A 16,863-nucleotide genomic window follows, 5' to 3' on the forward strand; every position below is an offset into this window, starting at 1 on the left:
AAACCTTTCTGTCAACTATGCCAAATTAGCCAGCAGGAACTTGCGAATCTCGTCGGGTGTCACATTTCTACGACGGGCATAGTCTTCCATTTGCTTTTCCGATATCTCCCCTATGGCGAAATATTTTGATTGCGGATGGGCAAAGAACAATCCGCTGACCGATGCATTAGGGTACATCACACCGTTCTCGGTGAGAGATATACCAATTTCAGGAGTACCCAGTACACCATGCAACAAAAAGTTCATTGTCTGATCCGGGATAGAGGGGTAACCCACCGCGGGGCGTATCCCTTCATACTTCACAGCGAACATCTCGGCAATCGAGATGTTTTCTTCTGCTGCATGCCCCCAGTATTCACGACGCACTTTGGCATGCAACCACTCTGTAGCTGCCTCCGCAAGCCGGTCGAGCAACGACTTCATCAACAGGGCTGCATATTCGTCTCCTTCCGCCTCATAACGGCCCATCTGCTCTTCCGCTCCCACTCCGGCAGTGACGGCGAAAGCGCCGATATAATCTTTCTTCCCCGTATGGTGTGGCGCAATAAAATCACTCAGGCAGAAGTACTCATTCTTATCGTTCTTCTTCTGCTGGCGCAGGAACGGGAAAGGCGCACCGCCGACGAAAATTGTATCGTTTTCACTGTATGCTTCATATATCCCGAAAACCGCTTTGACATATTCAGCCTTTTCATCGACGAATTTTTGCAGCATGTCTGCGGCATCGTCATACAGTTTTTCAGCTTCCCGCCCTTTTTCACGGTCGTCCTCGCGGTATCCGCCCAACCATGCGTCACGAGCCTCTTTGGTACGTTCCGTTTTGGTGACAGTATGGAATTTGGCCGACATATTCCAGGCATGGAAAAAGAATTTCCAGTCGATATAGGGAGTAATCTCAGCCATATCGATATGTTCCAGCTTCACACGTCCTAATGTGCGGGGAACGACAGCCTCATATCCGCTCCAGTCGATACTGAAAGCATTCTTTCTGGCCTCTTCCAATGAAACCAGTTCGACCACTTTCCGTGTACTGTTCTCCCTCAACACCGTATACTCATCCTTTACTTTCCGGATATAGTCATTCCTGTTACCGGGGCTCATCAGGTTGGCAACCGCCGATGGGCTTTGCGAGGCATCTTTGACATAAACTACGGGACCCAGGCTGTATTTCGGTTCTATCTTTAGTGCCGTATGCAGTTTCGAAGTAGTAGCTCCACCGATCAGCAGGGGGAGACTGAAACCTGCCTTTTCCATCTCAGTGGCGACGATGGCCATCTCTTCGAGCGACGGAGTGATCAATCCGCTTAACCCTACAATATCGGGTTGTTCCCTGATTACCGTTTCGATAATCTTTTCGGGAGGCACCATTACCCCCAGGTCGATAATTTCATAATTATTGCAGGCCAATACGATGGAGACAATATTCTTACCAATATCATGCACATCTCCCTTCACTGTGGCGAGCACTATCTTTCCTGCTTTCCGCTGCGAATCACCGGTCGCTTTCTCGGCTTCAATGGTAGGTTGCAGGATCGCAACTGCTTTTTTCATGGTGCGTGCCGCCTTTACTACCTGCGGAAGGAACATCTTTCCCGCACCGAAGAGGTCGCCCACCCGGTTCATTCCATCCATCAACGGTTTATCGATAATATCCACCGCACGGGGATAGGCTCGCAGCGCTTCGGCAAGATCCTCTTCCATGTAATCCCCTATCCCTTTTACCAATGCGTGACTCAACCGTTCTTCAAGGGGAAGCGTACGCCACTCCTCTGTTTTGCCTTTTTCCGCTTCCGGATTCTTTTCTCCTTTGATCTTTTCGGCATAAGCCATCATCCGCTCGGTAGCGTCATCGCGCCTGTTCAGCACCGCATCTTCGGCCAGTTCTTTCACATCGGCAGGGATATCTTCATAGATCACCGACTGCGCCGGATTCACGATACCCATATCCATCCCGGCACGAATGGCATGATAAAGAAAAACGGAATGCATCACTTCCCGCACATAATCGTTCCCGCGAAATGAGAAAGAAAGGTTGCTCACTCCTCCGCTCACTTTGGCATACGGCAGGTTTTCCTTGATCCATCGTGCGGTATTAATGAAATCCACCGCGTAATTCTTATGTTCATCGATCCCCGTAGCAATAGCCAGCACGTTAGGGTCGAAAATAATATCTTTCGGATCAAAATCATTTTCGGTAAGTAATCTATAAGCACGACCGCATATCTCGATACGGCGTTCGAAGGTGTCGGCCTGTCCCGTCTCATCGAAAGCCATTACCACTACTGCCGCCCCATAGCGCTGCGCCAACCGCGCCTGATGCAGGAACTCCGCCTCTCCGTTCTTCAACGAAATGGAGTTGGCAATTGATTTTCCCTGTACACATTTCAAGCCGGCTTCCAATACCTCCCATTTTGAGGAGTCGATCATGATGGGTACGCGCGACACATCGGGATCAGATGCCAACAGATTCAGGAAGCTGGTCATTTCCTCCACCCCATCGAGCAGCCCGTCATCCATGTTGATATCGAGCACCTGCGCTCCGTCCTCTACCTGCTTACGGGCAATATCGAGCGCTTCCTCATAGTTCTTTTGCTGAATCAATCGCAGAAACCTCTTCGATCCGGCTACGTTACACCGCTCCCCGATATTCATAAAATTAATCTGGGGCGACACCTCCAGCATCTCCAATCCCGAAAGCCGCAGGTATTCCGGAGAAGAAGCCTTTTGATGAGGTACACCGTTTTCTACTATACGTACATATTCGGCGATATGGGCAGGCGTCGTACCGCAACATCCGCCAATGATATTTACCAGACCTTCGTCCACAAACTCTTTGATCTGTGCAGCCATCTTTTCCGGGGTCTCGTCATACTCACCCAGTTGATTGGGTAATCCGGCATTGGGATAAGTGCTGATATAGAAAGGAGCAATGCGCCCCAGTTCCTTCACATAAGGCTTCAGTTCAGCCGCTCCCAGCGAGCAGTTCAACCCGATAGCCAACGGATTGGCATGACTGACGGAAGCGACAAAAGCGCCAAGCGTCTGCCCCGAAAGGGTTCGTCCTGCTCTGTCGGAAATAGTAACAGAAAGGATGACAGGCGTTTTTATACCGGTCTCTTCCGCTACTTCCTCAGCAGCAAAAATAGCAGCTTTTGCGTTGAGCGTATCGAAAATAGTCTCTATCAGAAGGATGTCTACTCCACCTTCTACCAATGCGCTGATCTGTTCTTTATAAGCTGCTTTGAAATCGTCAAAGACTGCCGAGCGGAACATGGGATTCTCTACCTGAGGACTCATCGACGCCGTCTTGTTGGTTGGTCCGATGGATCCCGCCACAAACCGGGGTTTCTCAGGCGTTTTCCGGGTAAACTCATCGGCTGCTTCACGTGCCAGCCGGGCTGCCGCCAGATTGATCTCACGGGCCAGATGGCTCATATGGTAATCCTGCATCGAGATCGACGTGGAATTGAATGTATTGGTCTCTATGATATCGGCACCGGCAGCCAGGTACTCCCGGTGTATCTCCCCGATTACATCGGGACGGGTAAGCGAAAGCAGGTCGTTATTGCCTTTAAGCAACCGATCGAAATCTTTGAACCGCTCACCCCGGAAATCGGCTTCAGCAAGGCCGTAACGTTGTATCATTGTACCCATCGCACCATCCAGGATCAGAATGCGCCCGGGCAAAATATCCTCTATTTTCTTCTTTGTCATATTTTGTTTCAATTAGGCTCAAAATGAACTGTCCTGATGGTCCACCATCAGAAGTCTTCCATTTTCAATTTTCAACTTTCAATTCTGAACTGCCAAACCTCAAATTCAAAATAATTCTTCTCCCCCATACCACAATCCAAGCCGCCAACAATCGTACACCCAGTATCCACCACACGGATACGCCAAGCGCTATGAAAAGGATATTATCTTCCAGTACGGAATGAGACATGGCAAGATGATAGTTCAACAAATTAGCATCGGTTCTGTTCACCTTTCCCTCCTTCATCTGATCCATCATCAGCGCACCCCCGTATGCCAGCCCCACAATATAGCCGATAAGCCAGAGAAATCCGGTACTTGCCGGCAGGCCGAAAAACCTCAGTAACGGCTCAATACCCTTGCTCAGTTTAGGGATCAGTTTGTAAGCATGAAGGAGACTGTAAAGCAGATTCAGTGAGAAAACAATTACGGCAATAAGAAGCATTACGTGCAATGAGCTTTTCAGCCAAAGCAGCAACAGATCGCCCAGTGAGGTTATTACGGCTACATCTGTCTGCACAAAAACAGGATTTCCCATATCCTGCGGCAGGATCAGATTCAACCCAAGACCTACGACAATGCTCATTGTGATCCGCAAAGCAGTGACCGTCCAGAACGGCGTTCCGGTCTTCGCCTGAATAGCGCTTTCTACAGGAAGATTATGCGAGATCTGACACATCAGCGCCAGAATAGTGAGTTCCCTCAGGGTGACCGACATGGAGGTGATAATAGCCAGCGGCGCGTAGAGCGGAAGGAAAATACTGGTGATAAAAACAATGGCGGTACTGCCGGGCAATCCCAGATAGGTAAAAACGGGATCGAGCAAGCCGGCTATAAACACGAGTATGCCGTAATAATCCAGCAATCTCACGATCAGGGATACAGGCAAAATGATCTTAAGCAACCATAATGTAGTGTATCCCGATTTCCTGAACGCCGGAAAAAATATATCGTTACGAAACCGCTTCTCCACTTCTCAACTTCTTCACTTCTTCTGAGTTCTTATTTCTAAGTTCTTATTAATCATTTCTTAAACATCCTGTCCATAGATCTCTTATCCTCTTTCTCTTTCAGGGACTGACGCTTATCGTACTGCTTTTTCCCTCTCGCTACCGCAATCACAATTTTGGCCAATCCTTTTTCGTTAATGAACAGACGGATGGGAATAATAGTAAATCCGGTCTCTTTGGTAAGACGGGAAAGTTTGCGCAGTTCGTTTCTATTGAGGAGCAGTTTACGGTCGCGCCGGGCACTGTGATTATTATAGGTGCCGTAAAAGTATTCGGCAATATGCATATTACGCACCCATAATTCTCCCCGCTCGAAGAAACAATAGGTATCTACCAGGCTCGCCTTTCCCAGCCGGATCGATTTGATCTCGGTACCGGTAAGTACAATACCTGCAGTAAAGGTTTCAACCAGTTCATAATCGAACGTGGCACGCTTGTTCTTTATATTGATAGCTGCTTGCTTCATTACTTTATCAAATAGGAAAAAAGAGTACGGATAAGTACCGGCGACAGAATGATGATGGCAGATGCTACTGCGGTAAAATCAGCGACTCTTGCTTTCGGTACTCTCATAAAATAAAGCGCTCCGCTGTTCACCAGATAAATGGTGTAAAGCGCCAATAGCCAGAGAATAAAGAGCTCGGAGAGAAAGGGCGTGACAATAAATAAAGCATAGATCACTACAGAAGCATACCCTGTGAATTGCTGAAAGCGGGATAAATGCTTACTCAGCCCAAAGCGGGGAGCAATTTCATTCAGCAGATAAGCAGCAATAAAATATCCGCCATAGACCCCTACGACACTGATAATACTGCCCTTCAGCGCATTCTCCACATTCCCCTCCCGCACGAACCACAAACCACCCACAAAAGAGGTGAAAGCAATGATTCCGAATATGGGATGAAGAAAACGGTAAAGAAACTCATGCTGCGTCTTCTTTTCCTTTTCAATATCTTTCCACGCCCTGGGAGACGCGACAATGAGCTGCGCGATAGTGATAAAAATATCCCTCCACATTCCTTTTTGATTTTGGATTGCAAAGGTACATGATTTTTTTGTAACCACACAGACAGATAAAAATAACCGTTCGATTTCATCAGTCGTTTTCTGCACTCGACAAAACAAATAAATTTGTTCTACCCTCGTTTAACGAAAACGTTCAATCACACTAATCGTTTCTGCGGTCGGTATAGCAAAAGCTTCCTTGTTGATACCCAGAAGTCAGAATAAAAGACAACAGCTCCTCTGTGAGAAGGAGCTGCCGTTTTTTATTATATGACAGGAGAAATTACTCTTGTGCGCCAATCTTCCACTGATAAGCGTTTTGCATTTCAACCTGCTCCGGCTCATCGTTACCACTATTATTTTTATAGTATACAAACCTTATCTTTAGACCCTCTCCTCCGGAACTTCCTTCCGACATGGCACGCAACTGAGACATATTCAGCGCTATGGCATCTCCCCGCCTTTCATCGGAAGTACCTTCCGGCGTACCTGTCAAAGTAAGATGGATATCGATTACTATCTCACCGCGATCGTTCAATTCATCTCTTTTATAGAATTCAACATTGGCTGTTTCGCCTTTCTTTGCCTTATAAGAATACTCGACCACCCAGTAATCATTCATAAAATCCTTGTAATCAGAATAAAGAGGCGCCAGTATTTCATCAAAACCGACCGGATCGTCTACCCCAGGAAACTCTGTCATACGCAGAGAAGTGGAAGCTATATCTATAGGTTCATCTAACAACTGCACATTATCAGCCTGAACAACTTGATCGCCGACTGTGATTTGTGTAGTTCCCCTATCCTCGTCCCAGCTATAGACCATAAATTTCACTGTACGGGCATCCATTCCCATCATGGAATTGGAAGTAATGATGCGTGTTGGGGAATAACGGGAAAAAGTCTTTCCATAGACCTGCCCTCTCTCATCGGTATCCAAATATACAAAAGAATTATCAGTGTAGTTACTGGTCGTGTCTCCCAAACAAGAGGTCATCAGAAGGGTAGCTCCGATAACACTCAAAAATAAAATTACTTTTTTCATTTTTACTTCTATTTTATGTTAATATTAAAATTCATACCTCACCCCCACATTCAAATCCATCACGATCTTCCTGTCGGAATATATAGTTTTGTGTTGATTTTTTGCATCAAAATAATAAGCTCCCCCCACTTTTCCATATAACCTCAGCCTGTCATAAATAGGATAGGAAAGCCCTACACCGGCATTAACCGATATCTGGGGGTTACGTTGGGAGATCTTTGTAATTTCCTTTTCTTCTGACCCTTCTGATGCATTTTGCTCTGAGGCCTTATTGAAATTCGCAGTTGCCTGCCGTTCCTCAATTCTCCGGAATTCACCATATACATCTTTCTCTACCATTCCACCTATGGAAGCATACACATTCAATTGTCTAAGAGAGAAGAGATTGTAGTTTACATTCAACGGTATACCCAGATAATGGAGTTTCTGCACTTCATCCACCTGGGAATAATTGTCGGTGTTTCTTGTTTTAGAGTGAAGATAAGAGTAAACAAGACCGGTTTCAATGGAAAGGTCGTCAAGCAGGTATTTGGACACAGTAATGCCGAATGACACCGGTTGATCATGTTCCATTTCGGAAACATTGTTTGTCGCATTACTGGTCTGAACTTGTAAGTTTTTATTGGCTTCCGTCATATATTTATTGTCGGGAGCAACGGACATACTCCGCAAAGTCATGGGCGAATTTACCGTTTGCTGATAGCCGGTCAACCCTCCTCTCCCATTGACGGCAAGCAAAAGAGTTCCTTCACCTCTTTCAGCAGTACCTACCCCGGTGAAAAAAATTTTCTCATCTCCTCTTACCGTAATAGTTTCTTCTTCGAACTCTTCACCTTTTTGCTCCACACCTTTTTCCAGCGGCTCTACCGATAAGCGAAGTGCGTCGTTATCCATTCTCTCTCTCACGCTTTCCCTTTGTAATTTCTCACGCTCCATCCATGCTGCCAACATTCCCGCAGGAGAAGAAGAGCGAACAACCGATTCTTTTCCGGTTCCTGCCTTTCCGGAAGTCCTTGCAGCCAAAAAACGCTCGGCTTCTGCCGGCCGGACAACCGGTTTAGGCACGGATTCCGATGCTGGGGCTATCTTTTTTGTTTCAATATCCTGAGTACTACCTGAAGGCGAAGGAGAAGTCATCTCGGAAACCATCGTCTCCGTCTGCTCCATAGGATTCTGGATAAACAGTATGCTACCGACGAGCAATATCAATACAGCGGCTACCGATCCGGCATACCACCTTCGGCGGAGAGCCGTCCGGGCAGCTGCTGCTGCCATCAGCGACCGTTCCACACTCTGCCATCCATCCGGCGGGACAGGCGCTTCAAAACCGCTGAGTTTTGACTGAAATCCTTTTCTAATATCGTTATCTGACATCATTGTATTTGTCTTTGATTACTATGCAGGATGGCTGAAATTTTCTTCCGGAGCATATTCTTTGCCCTGAAAAATTGTGAACGCGACGCTGCTTCATTAATACCAAGCACCTCGGCAATTTCTTTGTGCGACATCTCTTCGAAAATATACATGTTAAACACTGTCCTGTATCCGGGCGGTAAATTCCTTATCATGTCGAGTACCTCTTCCCTGGGGATATTTTCGATATCGAGTGAATTATCCGCCTGGGTTTCCGACTCATCGGCATTGATATAGCTGTACTCTTCCATAAAGCGATACTTCTGCTTCTCCTTCCTGTAATTCTCCAATGCCAGATTCACGAAAATCCGTCTGAGCCAACCTTCAAAAGAACCCTTGCCCGAAAACGAGCTGATCTGCGTGAAAGCACGGATAAATCCGTCATGCAACAAGTCCCGGGCCGTCTCTGCTTCCCCGCTGTAACGTAAACATACTGCCATCATCATAGGAGCATACCGCTCATACAATAGTTTCTGGGCATTACGGTCCTGTTTCTTACATGCTATGACAAGTTGCGAATCATCCATTCTTAACCGCAGTTCATTTTATTAGATGAATAACAAGAAAAAACGCTGCATGAGCCAGTAAGTTTTTATCTCTATTTATACTTTTTTAAGAAACAATCCACCTTACTATTATGGCGTAATTTTCATGCACCAAAATTACTATCAACGATAAAAACCGACAAATGAAATTAATTAAGAATATGTAAATTAAATTGGGGTATAACTCTTTTTTCTCTATTTTTGTACTTAATAATCAATTAATAATTACTCTATGAAAGATTTTCTGAAAATCATGCTCGCGTCCGCTTTGGGCTTTGTTATCGCGAACATTCTCTTTTCGATAATTGCAATGATCTTTATTTTTGGTGCGATGGGATCTTTTCTCGGATCTATGTCAACCGGTGAAAAATTTATTCTTCAGGACAATACGGTATTGAATCTTCGCCTGAACGGTCCCATCACCGAACGCACTCCCGAAGAGGATCCGTTCACTTCCATGATGGGCTCCAATCGTCCTTTACCTATGGGCTTGAACGATATTGTGAGCGCCATCAGAAAAGCAAAAAATAATGATAAAATAAAAGGAATCTATATTGATTCCCGTTCGCTGTCAGCATCTATGGCCACCCTGGCCGAGATCCGCCATGAACTGGAAAATTTCAAGGAAAGCGGAAAATTCATCGTTGCCTATGCCGACGCCTACACCCAAGGGGGTTATTACCTTGCTTCCATAGCAGATAAAGTAGCCATCAATCCGCAAGGGATGCTCGACCTCCACGGTCTGGCCTCGGTACCGGTCTTTTATAAGGATGCCCTCGATAAGCTGGGAATCGAAATGCAGATATTCAAGGTGGGAACCTACAAATCGGCGGTGGAACCATTTACCCAGAACGAAATGAGTGAGGCCAACAGGGAACAGGTAAGCTCTTTCCTGAACGATGCATGGAGTTTCCTCAGAAGTGATCTGGCAGAATCTCGTTCACTTACAATTGCCGATATTGACTCGCTGGCCAACAACCTGCCTGCCGTACAATCGACCGACTTCCTGCTCTCAGCCAACCTGGTGGATACCCTTCTCTATGAAACGGAGATGAAGGATTACCTGAGGAGCCTGCTCGATATCGACGAAGAGGCAAAAATCCCCTCGGCGACCGTGGCCAATATGAAATCAGTAACCACGAAAACTGTAAAGAAAACCGACAATACGATCGCCATCTTATACGCGCACGGGAATATAATTTCAGGTACCGGATCATCCAACATACAGGATAAATATATGGTGGATCAGATCGAGAAACTGAGAAAAGATGAAGAGATAAAAGCGGTGGTATTCCGCATCAACTCGGGGGGCGGTAGTGCCTATGCCTCCGAACAGATATGGAAAGCCATCACCGACCTGAAAGCGGAAAAACCGGTTGTGGTCTCTATGGGCGATATGGCGGCATCCGGCGGTTATTATATCGCCTGCAATGCCGATAGGATAGTGGCCCAGCCTACTACCCTGACCGGATCGATCGGCATTTTCGGGGCTATCCCTAATTTTGAGGGGACTGCCAGAAAACTCGGGATATCTACTGATGAGGTGAAAACCAATGAGTTTTCCGATTTCGGTAATCTCACACGTCCCTTCAACGAAAGAGAGAAGCAGATGCTCCAGGCCATGATCGAGAGAGGCTATGACCTTTTCCTGACACGCTGCGCAGAAGGACGCGACATGCCAAAAGACTCGATGGCACTTTATGCCGAAGGCCGTGTGTGGACAGGGAACCAGGCTCAAGAGATCGGACTGGTGGATGAACTGGGTGGAATTGAGAGAGCCATCGAAATTGCAGCCGAAATGGCCAATCTGGGTAAGAGCTACGTGGTGTTCGAGTACCCCAGGCTCCGTTCGCGTTTCGACGAACTGTTCAATCCCCGGAAGGATGAGTTGGTTGCCCGGACAATGAAAGAGTACCTGGGTGAAAGTTACGAAATGTTTATGCTGTTGAAAGATATCAAAGAACAGGATTATATCCAGGCAAGAATTCCGTATGAATTGAATATTCAATAGAATTAGGTATTCTGAGTCGCCTTCGCTCCTCGATTTCCAATTCTTGCTATGGTATAGCCCGAATAAGTTCTTAGAAAAATTTATGATTAATCGCAAGTTCCATACACCATAATGTGAAGAATGAATTAATCGTATGAAAATGGACAAACCTTCCGTCGAAATCCGTCGATCATTGTCGCCGTTAGCGTGGCTGTACGGTCTTGGTGTGAATTTCCGGAATACACTGTTCGACAAAAAGATACTCAAACAAACATCATTCGATATTCCGGTTATCTGTGTGGGCAACCTCACCGTAGGCGGCACAGGCAAAACCCCGCACATTGAATACCTCATCAGGTTATTATCGCCAATATACAAGGTGGCGGTGCTCAGCAGGGGGTATAAACGTAAAAGCAACGGCTTTATGATCGTCGACACCGATTCGAAAGCGCACAATGTGGGAGATGAACCCCTGCAGATCAAGCAGAAATTTCCTGAAGCGCTGGTGGTAGTCGATAAAGACCGGGTAAGCGGCATCAGGAAAATCCTCTCTATCGAAAAAGAGGAACGTCCCGATGTGATCCTTCTCGACGACGGATTTCAGCACCGATATGTGCAACCCTCGCTCTCTATCCTGCTGGTGGACAGCAACCGTCCCGTCTTCGAAGACCGGCTGCTGCCCATGGGATCATTACGTGAACCGCTGAAAGGAAAAGAGAGGGCATCTATCGTGATAGTTACCAAATGCGATCCCGATATGCAGCCTATCGATTTCCGGATCTATACGAACGGACTGAATCTCTATGCTTTTCAACAACTCTACTTCACCGGCCTTGATTATGGGATGATAATACCACTTTTCCCCGAGTTGCAGGGTGATCCTCTCCAGACACAGGATATTCGCAAGAAGCACGTTTTTCTGGTGGCGGGCATTGCTTCTCCCCAACCCCTGGTGGATAAGGTGGAACATATCACCTATAACCTCTATACTAAATTTTTCCCCGATCATCACTCTTTTAAAGAGAAAGATATACAATCGATCCGAAAATTTATCAATACGGTGGATGACAACAACAAGATCATTCTCACCACCGAGAAAGATGCTGTCCGACTCAGGGCGCTGCCTTATCTCGATGAAGAGATGAAAAAAATGCTCTATTACATCCCGGTACACGTAACATTCATCGATGAGAAAGAACAAGAACAATTCAACAATAATATTTTAGAACATGTTAGAAACTATCAAACAAACAGCAGATTATCTGAAGAGTAGAATCGAAGAGATTCCCAATACGGCCATTATCCTGGGCACCGGTCTGGGCGAACTGGTACACGAGATCGAGGATAAAAACGAGATCCCCTATACCGAAATACCCAATTTTCCTGTCTCTACAGTGGAAGGCCACAGCGGAAAACTGATCGTCGGCACGCTCGGCGGCAAGAAAGTGCTGGCCATGCAGGGACGTTTCCACTACTACGAAGGATACGACATGAAGCAGGTTACCTTCCCCATCCGTGTATTCCAGGCGTTGGGCATCGAATATCTTTTTGTCTCCAACGCGGCGGGAGGGATGAACTCCAGTTTCGATGTAGGCGATATCATGCTGATTGAAGATCATATCAACCTGTTCCCCGAGCATCCGCTCCACGGAAAGAACTTCAATGAACTGGGTACCCGCTTTCCCGATATGAGCGAGGCATACAACAAATCGCTACGGCTAATGGCCATGGAGATCGCCAAAGAGAAGAACATTAAGTTGCAGCACGGTGTGTATATCGGCCTTCAAGGTCCCACCTTTGAAACGCCGGCTGAATACAATTTCCTGCGTATCATCGGGGGAGATGCTGTGGGTATGTCCACCGTACCGGAGGTGATCGTGGCCAACCATGCCGGAATGAAAGTGCTGGCATTCTCCATCATCACCGACCTGGGTGTGATCGGCAAGATCGTGGAAGTGTCGCACGAAGATGTACAGGAAGCCGCCAAAATTGCTCAGCCGAAGATGGCGGAAATCATGCGTACCATTATTCAGAGGATATGAAACGAACAGAAATAGCTACGTTGGGGGAATTCGGACTGATTGACCACCTCACAAAAGATATCAAACTCACACAGGAGAGTTCCATTAAAGGTGTGGGTGACGATGCTGCTGTGGTGGATAACAGCGGGCAACGGACACTGGTGACGACCGACCTCCTGTTGGAGGGGATACATTTCGATCTCGTCTATACCCCCTTAAAACATCTCGGGTATAAAGCGGCGGCAGTCAACTTTTCCGACATTTACGCCATGAACGGGAAGCCACAGCAGATCACCGTCTCCTTAGGCATATCGAAGCGTTTTTCGGTAGAAGACCTGGAAGAATTTTATAGCGGATTGAAGCTGGCCTGTGAGATTTACGGCGTAGATATTGTAGGCGGAGATACCACCTCATCCCTTACCGGATTCACTATCAGTATTACCTGCATCGGCACGGCACGGGATGAAAAAATAGTTTACAGGAACGGAGCCAAAGATACCGACCTGATCTATGTGTCGGGTGATCTGGGGGCCTCTTATATGGGTTTGCAACTATTGGAAAGGGAAAAGAGCGTATTCGATGGCGACAAGGACTTCCAACCCGATTTTGCCGGGAAGGAGTACCTGTTGGAGCGTCAACTTAAACCCGAAGCCAGAAAAGATATCGTGAACCTGCTGGCGGAAAACGGGATTGTGCCTACTTCGATGATAGATGTGTCCGACGGATTGTCGTCCGACCTGCTTCATATCTGCAATCAGAGTAACGCCGGTTGCCGGCTTTTCGAAGAAAGGATACCTATCGACTATCAGACCGCGGTAATGGCTGAGACCTTTAATATGAACGTAACCACCGTAGCCCTGAATGGAGGGGAAGATTATGAACTGCTCTTTACCGTCCCCCTGCATCTGCACGAAAAGATGAACGAACTGCAGGGAGTCCGCCTGATAGGCCATATTACACCTGTTGAACAGGGTTGTTACCTGGTCACCCGCGACGGTCAGGAAATGCAACTCCGTGCACAGGGATGGAATCCGCTCGCGGATGAATAAATTTTTCGGCATTTTTTATTTACAAATTTTGTAAATCTCAAAAATGCTCTTATCTTTGCACTCGCAATTTAAGCAGTGTTGGTGCCATAGCTCAGTTGGTAGAGCAAAGGACTGAAAATCCTTGTGTCCCCGGTTCGATTCCTGGTGGCACCACGAATAAAACACTTGAATATCAGATATTCGGGTGTTTTTCTTTTTATATAGCCTGTATAAATTGCCGCCTGAATTTTTTTGTTTTTTGTTGGTTTTCAATGTTTCGGTAAACCGGGATGTAAACCGGAAAACCGTATAAACGTAATAGTTAACACACTATGTTACAAGTCAAAAACATTATCCAATGGGGAAATCACCTGCTGATTTGTGTCACTGATTGTCTTAGTACAGAATAAGAAATATGAGTTAAGAATCTCGAAAAACCCTTCTTAAATTTATTTTATTTCCAAAATGCATTATATTTGCAGCATAATAGAAACAAAATAAAGAAATGACCTTTCTGGAATTTAAGACTAAAATGTTCGATTTGGCATGCTTCAATATCTATCAGGTATATGCATGGCAACCCGATTTTGACCGTAATAATCTTACCCGTTGGACTAAGAAAGGGTATCTTATCCGGTTACGACAAGGGTATTTTGCTTTTTCTGAATATAAGAGCAAGCCGGCTTATTCCCTTTATTTTTCCAATCGGATTTACCGTCCGTCCTATATCAGTCTGCATACGGCATTGTCATTCTATGGGATGATACCAGAAGCGGTAGCACAGATTACCAGTGTGACGTCGCTAAAAACGGCCTCATTTAGTAACGACTTTGGCGAATACTCATATAAGAATGTCAAAGAGAATCTGATGTTCGGGTACGAATTGAAGCCAATGGCAGACAACCGCACCATACAGTTTGCCACACCCGAAAAGGCATTACTTGATTTACTGTATCTTTATCCGTTCTACGACAACGAACAGGAATTGGAAGAACTGCGTTTGGATGAAGATTTCCTGCACGATGATTTGAACAAGGACTTCCTAATGGAGTACTGCGCCAAGTTTCAAAGCAAGGCGCTTGATCATCGGATAAAATTGCTTTTAAAGACATATGATTTATGATACAGATTGAACAGATAAGAAATTATTTTCCGGCTCAAATCCGTGGAAATTCAGGTTTTGATAAGCACATCCTGAAAGAGTAGTTGCAGTTGATCCCGATTACAAGACTGTGGAATACGTTAGGGAGATGTTTTATGAATGCCTTGAGAATAATAGGATAAATTTGGACGATTAGATTTTATTTCCGAAATGCACTGTTATTGCTGCATAATAGAAATAGAAAAGATTAATCGGTTTAATTTTTCGACAATACAACATCCTACCAGCCAATTCCGAATTGTGAGATTTTGGTTAACATTCCGAGATAAATGAGATGAAAGTATGATGAGAATTAAAAATGTTTTATCCACATTGGTTTTTGTTTCAGGATTTCTTGGTGTATAGGGCAACTTTCGGAATGTGCCCCATGCAAATAACCAATGCTCATTAAAAATTCGTTCACGATTTCGCCACCTGTAAAGCGAAATGTTTTTTTGAACAGCTTAACCCATTCATTTTTTGTTTTCGGGTGATGATGTTCCAACCATTTTTCAAAAGAGCCGGATTCTTTTTGCAGTTCAAGAATTGTTTTTGCATTTTCTATTGCTGCATTTACTTTCAGCCTGTTGCGGATAATTCCTGCATCTGCTAACAGTCTTTCCCTGTCTGCTTCTGTGTATGCTGCAACTTTTTCGATGTTGAAATTGCTGTATGCTTTACGAAACGAAGTTTCTTTTTTCAAAATCGTTTCCCAACTCAAACCGGCCTGATTAATTTCCAAAATCAAACGCCCGAACAATTCATTGTCATCGTGGATGGGAAAGCCGTAATGATTGTCGTGATAATTTTTGTGCAACTCCTTTTTGTCGCCCGACATACATTCTATGTAACTGCAATAACTCATAATGCTAATTGAATAATTGTTTAAACTCACTCGGTGTCTGGTTGGTTTTTTTCTTAAACAGTTTATTGAATGATTGCGGATATTCAAAACCTAACTGATAGGCGATTTCCGATACGGACAAATTGGTTGATGTCAAATACTCCTTTGCCTTTTCAATCAACTTGTCCTGTATGTGCTGTTGTGTGGTTTGCCCTGTAATACTACGCAGCATATCACTCAAATAATTTGGCGAAATGTTTAACTGCTTTGAAATAAACTTCACAGTTGGCAAACCATTTTTAGAAATATTTTCATCATTAAAACAATCATTCAAAAGATTTTCCAACCGGATTAAAATTTCATCGTTGGCAATTTTTCTTGTAATAAATTGACGATTGTAAAAACGATTGCTGTATTGCAAAAGTAACCCAATCTGTGCAATAATTACATCCTGGCTAAATTGGTCTATATTGCATTGATATTCTCTTTCAATATTCTTTAAAATGTTTTCCATAATTTCTTCTTCCTGTTCTGATAAATGCAACGCTTCATTTACTTCATAAGAAAAGAAGCCGTAATTTTTTATGGTTTTTGCCAATGGATAACCTGACAAAAAATCGGGGTGAAAAAGTAAAGTTACTCCTTCTTTTGGGGTTATATCACCTTGTTTGAAAGATAGTATCTGATTGGGTGAAATAAATGTCATTACTCCCGAATCAAAATCGTAGTATCGTTGTCCGTATTTAAATTTTCCTGCATAATTTTTCTTGATTGAAATAGCATAAAAACCAAAAGTCCGGTGTTCGGGCAATGTGGGTTGTGCCTTGAAATCTTCGCTATACCGGAAAACACTTACTAACGGGTGCCTGGGTTTCGGTAAGCCCCAAAATAATTGTTCTTCCTGTATGCTCTTAATACGATATGGTTTATTTTGCTCTTTCATTGTTACAAATTTAATAATTGTTGCGTTCAATTCTTTTAAAGTTCATAAAAATTAGTCGTTTTGAGTCGCCTTCGCTCCTCGATTTTCAATTCTACGCTCAACATGGTAAAAACAAGTTTTTCCTC

14 protein-coding genes and 1 tRNA gene are annotated in these 16,863 nt (G+C 44.9%); 6 read left to right on the forward strand and 9 right to left on the reverse strand.

The genetic code is table 11. From position 1 onward, the window contains the following. Nucleotides 1–15: 15 nt before the first annotated feature. From metH to F597_RS0105930, 7 genes are all read right to left on the reverse strand, one after another. Complete coding sequence (gene metH, locus F597_RS0105900) at nucleotides 16–3,714, reverse strand: methionine synthase (RefSeq protein WP_019538800.1); 3,699 nt, start codon at nucleotides 3,712–3,714, stop codon at nucleotides 16–18. Between the two features lie 64 nt (nucleotides 3,715–3,778). Next, entirely contained in the window at nucleotides 3,779–4,726 is a 948-nt protein-coding gene (locus F597_RS0105905; protein ID WP_019538801.1) for a nucleoside recognition domain-containing protein, read from the reverse strand. Nucleotides 4,727–4,776: 50 nt separating this feature from the next. Continuing rightward, on the reverse strand, nucleotides 4,777–5,229 hold the full coding sequence (gene smpB, locus F597_RS0105910) for an SsrA-binding protein (RefSeq protein WP_019538802.1): 453 nt from the start codon (nucleotides 5,227–5,229) through the stop codon (nucleotides 4,777–4,779). Continuing rightward, nucleotides 5,229–5,780 carry a YIP1 family protein gene (locus F597_RS0105915; RefSeq protein WP_019538803.1) on the reverse strand — a complete coding sequence of 184 codons (552 nt, stop codon included), beginning with the start codon at nucleotides 5,778–5,780 and terminating at the stop codon, nucleotides 5,229–5,231. The genes smpB and F597_RS0105915 overlap by 1 nt, the downstream gene beginning before the upstream one ends. Nucleotides 5,781–6,051: 271 nt before the next feature. Further along, complete coding sequence (locus F597_RS0105920; RefSeq protein ID WP_019538804.1) at nucleotides 6,052–6,813, reverse strand: hypothetical protein; 762 nt, start codon at nucleotides 6,811–6,813, stop codon at nucleotides 6,052–6,054. Between the two features lie 24 nt (nucleotides 6,814–6,837). Next, nucleotides 6,838–8,190, reverse strand: coding sequence for an outer membrane beta-barrel protein (locus F597_RS21520; protein ID WP_139224030.1), 1,353 nt, complete (start codon nucleotides 8,188–8,190; stop codon nucleotides 6,838–6,840). Further along, nucleotides 8,187–8,753 carry an RNA polymerase sigma factor gene (locus F597_RS0105930; RefSeq protein ID WP_019538806.1) on the reverse strand — a complete coding sequence of 189 codons (567 nt, stop codon included), beginning with the start codon at nucleotides 8,751–8,753 and terminating at the stop codon, nucleotides 8,187–8,189. Before F597_RS0105930 ends, F597_RS21520 begins: the two co-directional genes overlap by 4 nt. A gap of 250 nt (nucleotides 8,754–9,003) precedes the next feature. Between F597_RS0105930 and sppA the strand changes: the two genes are divergently transcribed. The 6 genes from sppA to F597_RS0105960 all read left to right on the forward strand — a co-directional run bounded on the left by sppA (nucleotide 9,004) and on the right by F597_RS0105960 (nucleotide 14,933). Beyond that, nucleotides 9,004–10,782: a signal peptide peptidase SppA gene (gene sppA / locus F597_RS0105935; RefSeq protein ID WP_019538807.1), complete on the forward strand. Its 1,779-nt coding sequence runs from the start codon at nucleotides 9,004–9,006 to the stop codon at nucleotides 10,780–10,782. Between the two features lie 133 nt (nucleotides 10,783–10,915). Then, a complete protein-coding gene (gene lpxK / locus F597_RS0105940) occupies nucleotides 10,916–12,034 on the forward strand; it encodes a tetraacyldisaccharide 4'-kinase (protein WP_019538808.1) in 1,119 nt (372 codons plus the stop codon). Beyond that, nucleotides 11,991–12,803 (forward strand): purine-nucleoside phosphorylase, encoded by an 813-nt coding sequence (locus tag F597_RS0105945; RefSeq protein WP_019538809.1) that lies wholly within the window; start codon nucleotides 11,991–11,993, stop codon nucleotides 12,801–12,803. The genes lpxK and F597_RS0105945 overlap by 44 nt, the downstream gene beginning before the upstream one ends. Then, the gene (thiL, locus tag F597_RS0105950) at nucleotides 12,800–13,831 is read left to right on the forward strand and encodes a thiamine-phosphate kinase (protein ID WP_019538810.1); all 1,032 of its coding nucleotides are present in this window, start codon (nucleotides 12,800–12,802) and stop codon (nucleotides 13,829–13,831) included. Before F597_RS0105945 ends, thiL begins: the two co-directional genes overlap by 4 nt. A gap of 80 nt (nucleotides 13,832–13,911) precedes the next feature. Continuing rightward, nucleotides 13,912–13,984: transfer RNA gene (locus F597_RS0105955), tRNA-Phe, on the forward strand. Nucleotides 13,985–14,315: 331 nt separating this feature from the next. Beyond that, a complete protein-coding gene (locus F597_RS0105960; protein ID WP_019538811.1) occupies nucleotides 14,316–14,933 on the forward strand; it encodes a type IV toxin-antitoxin system AbiEi family antitoxin domain-containing protein in 618 nt (205 codons plus the stop codon). A gap of 331 nt (nucleotides 14,934–15,264) precedes the next feature. Here F597_RS0105960 and F597_RS0105970 read toward each other — a convergent pair whose 3' ends face one another. Both F597_RS0105970 and F597_RS0105975 read right to left on the reverse strand, forming a co-directional pair. Then, entirely contained in the window at nucleotides 15,265–15,789 is a 525-nt protein-coding gene (locus F597_RS0105970) for a DNA-3-methyladenine glycosylase I (RefSeq protein ID WP_019538812.1), read from the reverse strand. A gap of 31 nt (nucleotides 15,790–15,820) precedes the next feature. Further along, nucleotides 15,821–16,768, reverse strand: coding sequence for a helix-turn-helix domain-containing protein (locus tag F597_RS0105975; RefSeq protein WP_221406095.1), 948 nt, complete (start codon nucleotides 16,766–16,768; stop codon nucleotides 15,821–15,823). Nucleotides 16,769–16,863 lie beyond the last annotated feature (95 nt).

The sequence above is a fragment of the Proteiniphilum acetatigenes DSM 18083 genome (assembly GCF_000380985.1).
GTDB classification, from domain to species: Bacteria; Bacteroidota; Bacteroidia; order Bacteroidales; family Dysgonomonadaceae; genus Proteiniphilum; species Proteiniphilum acetatigenes.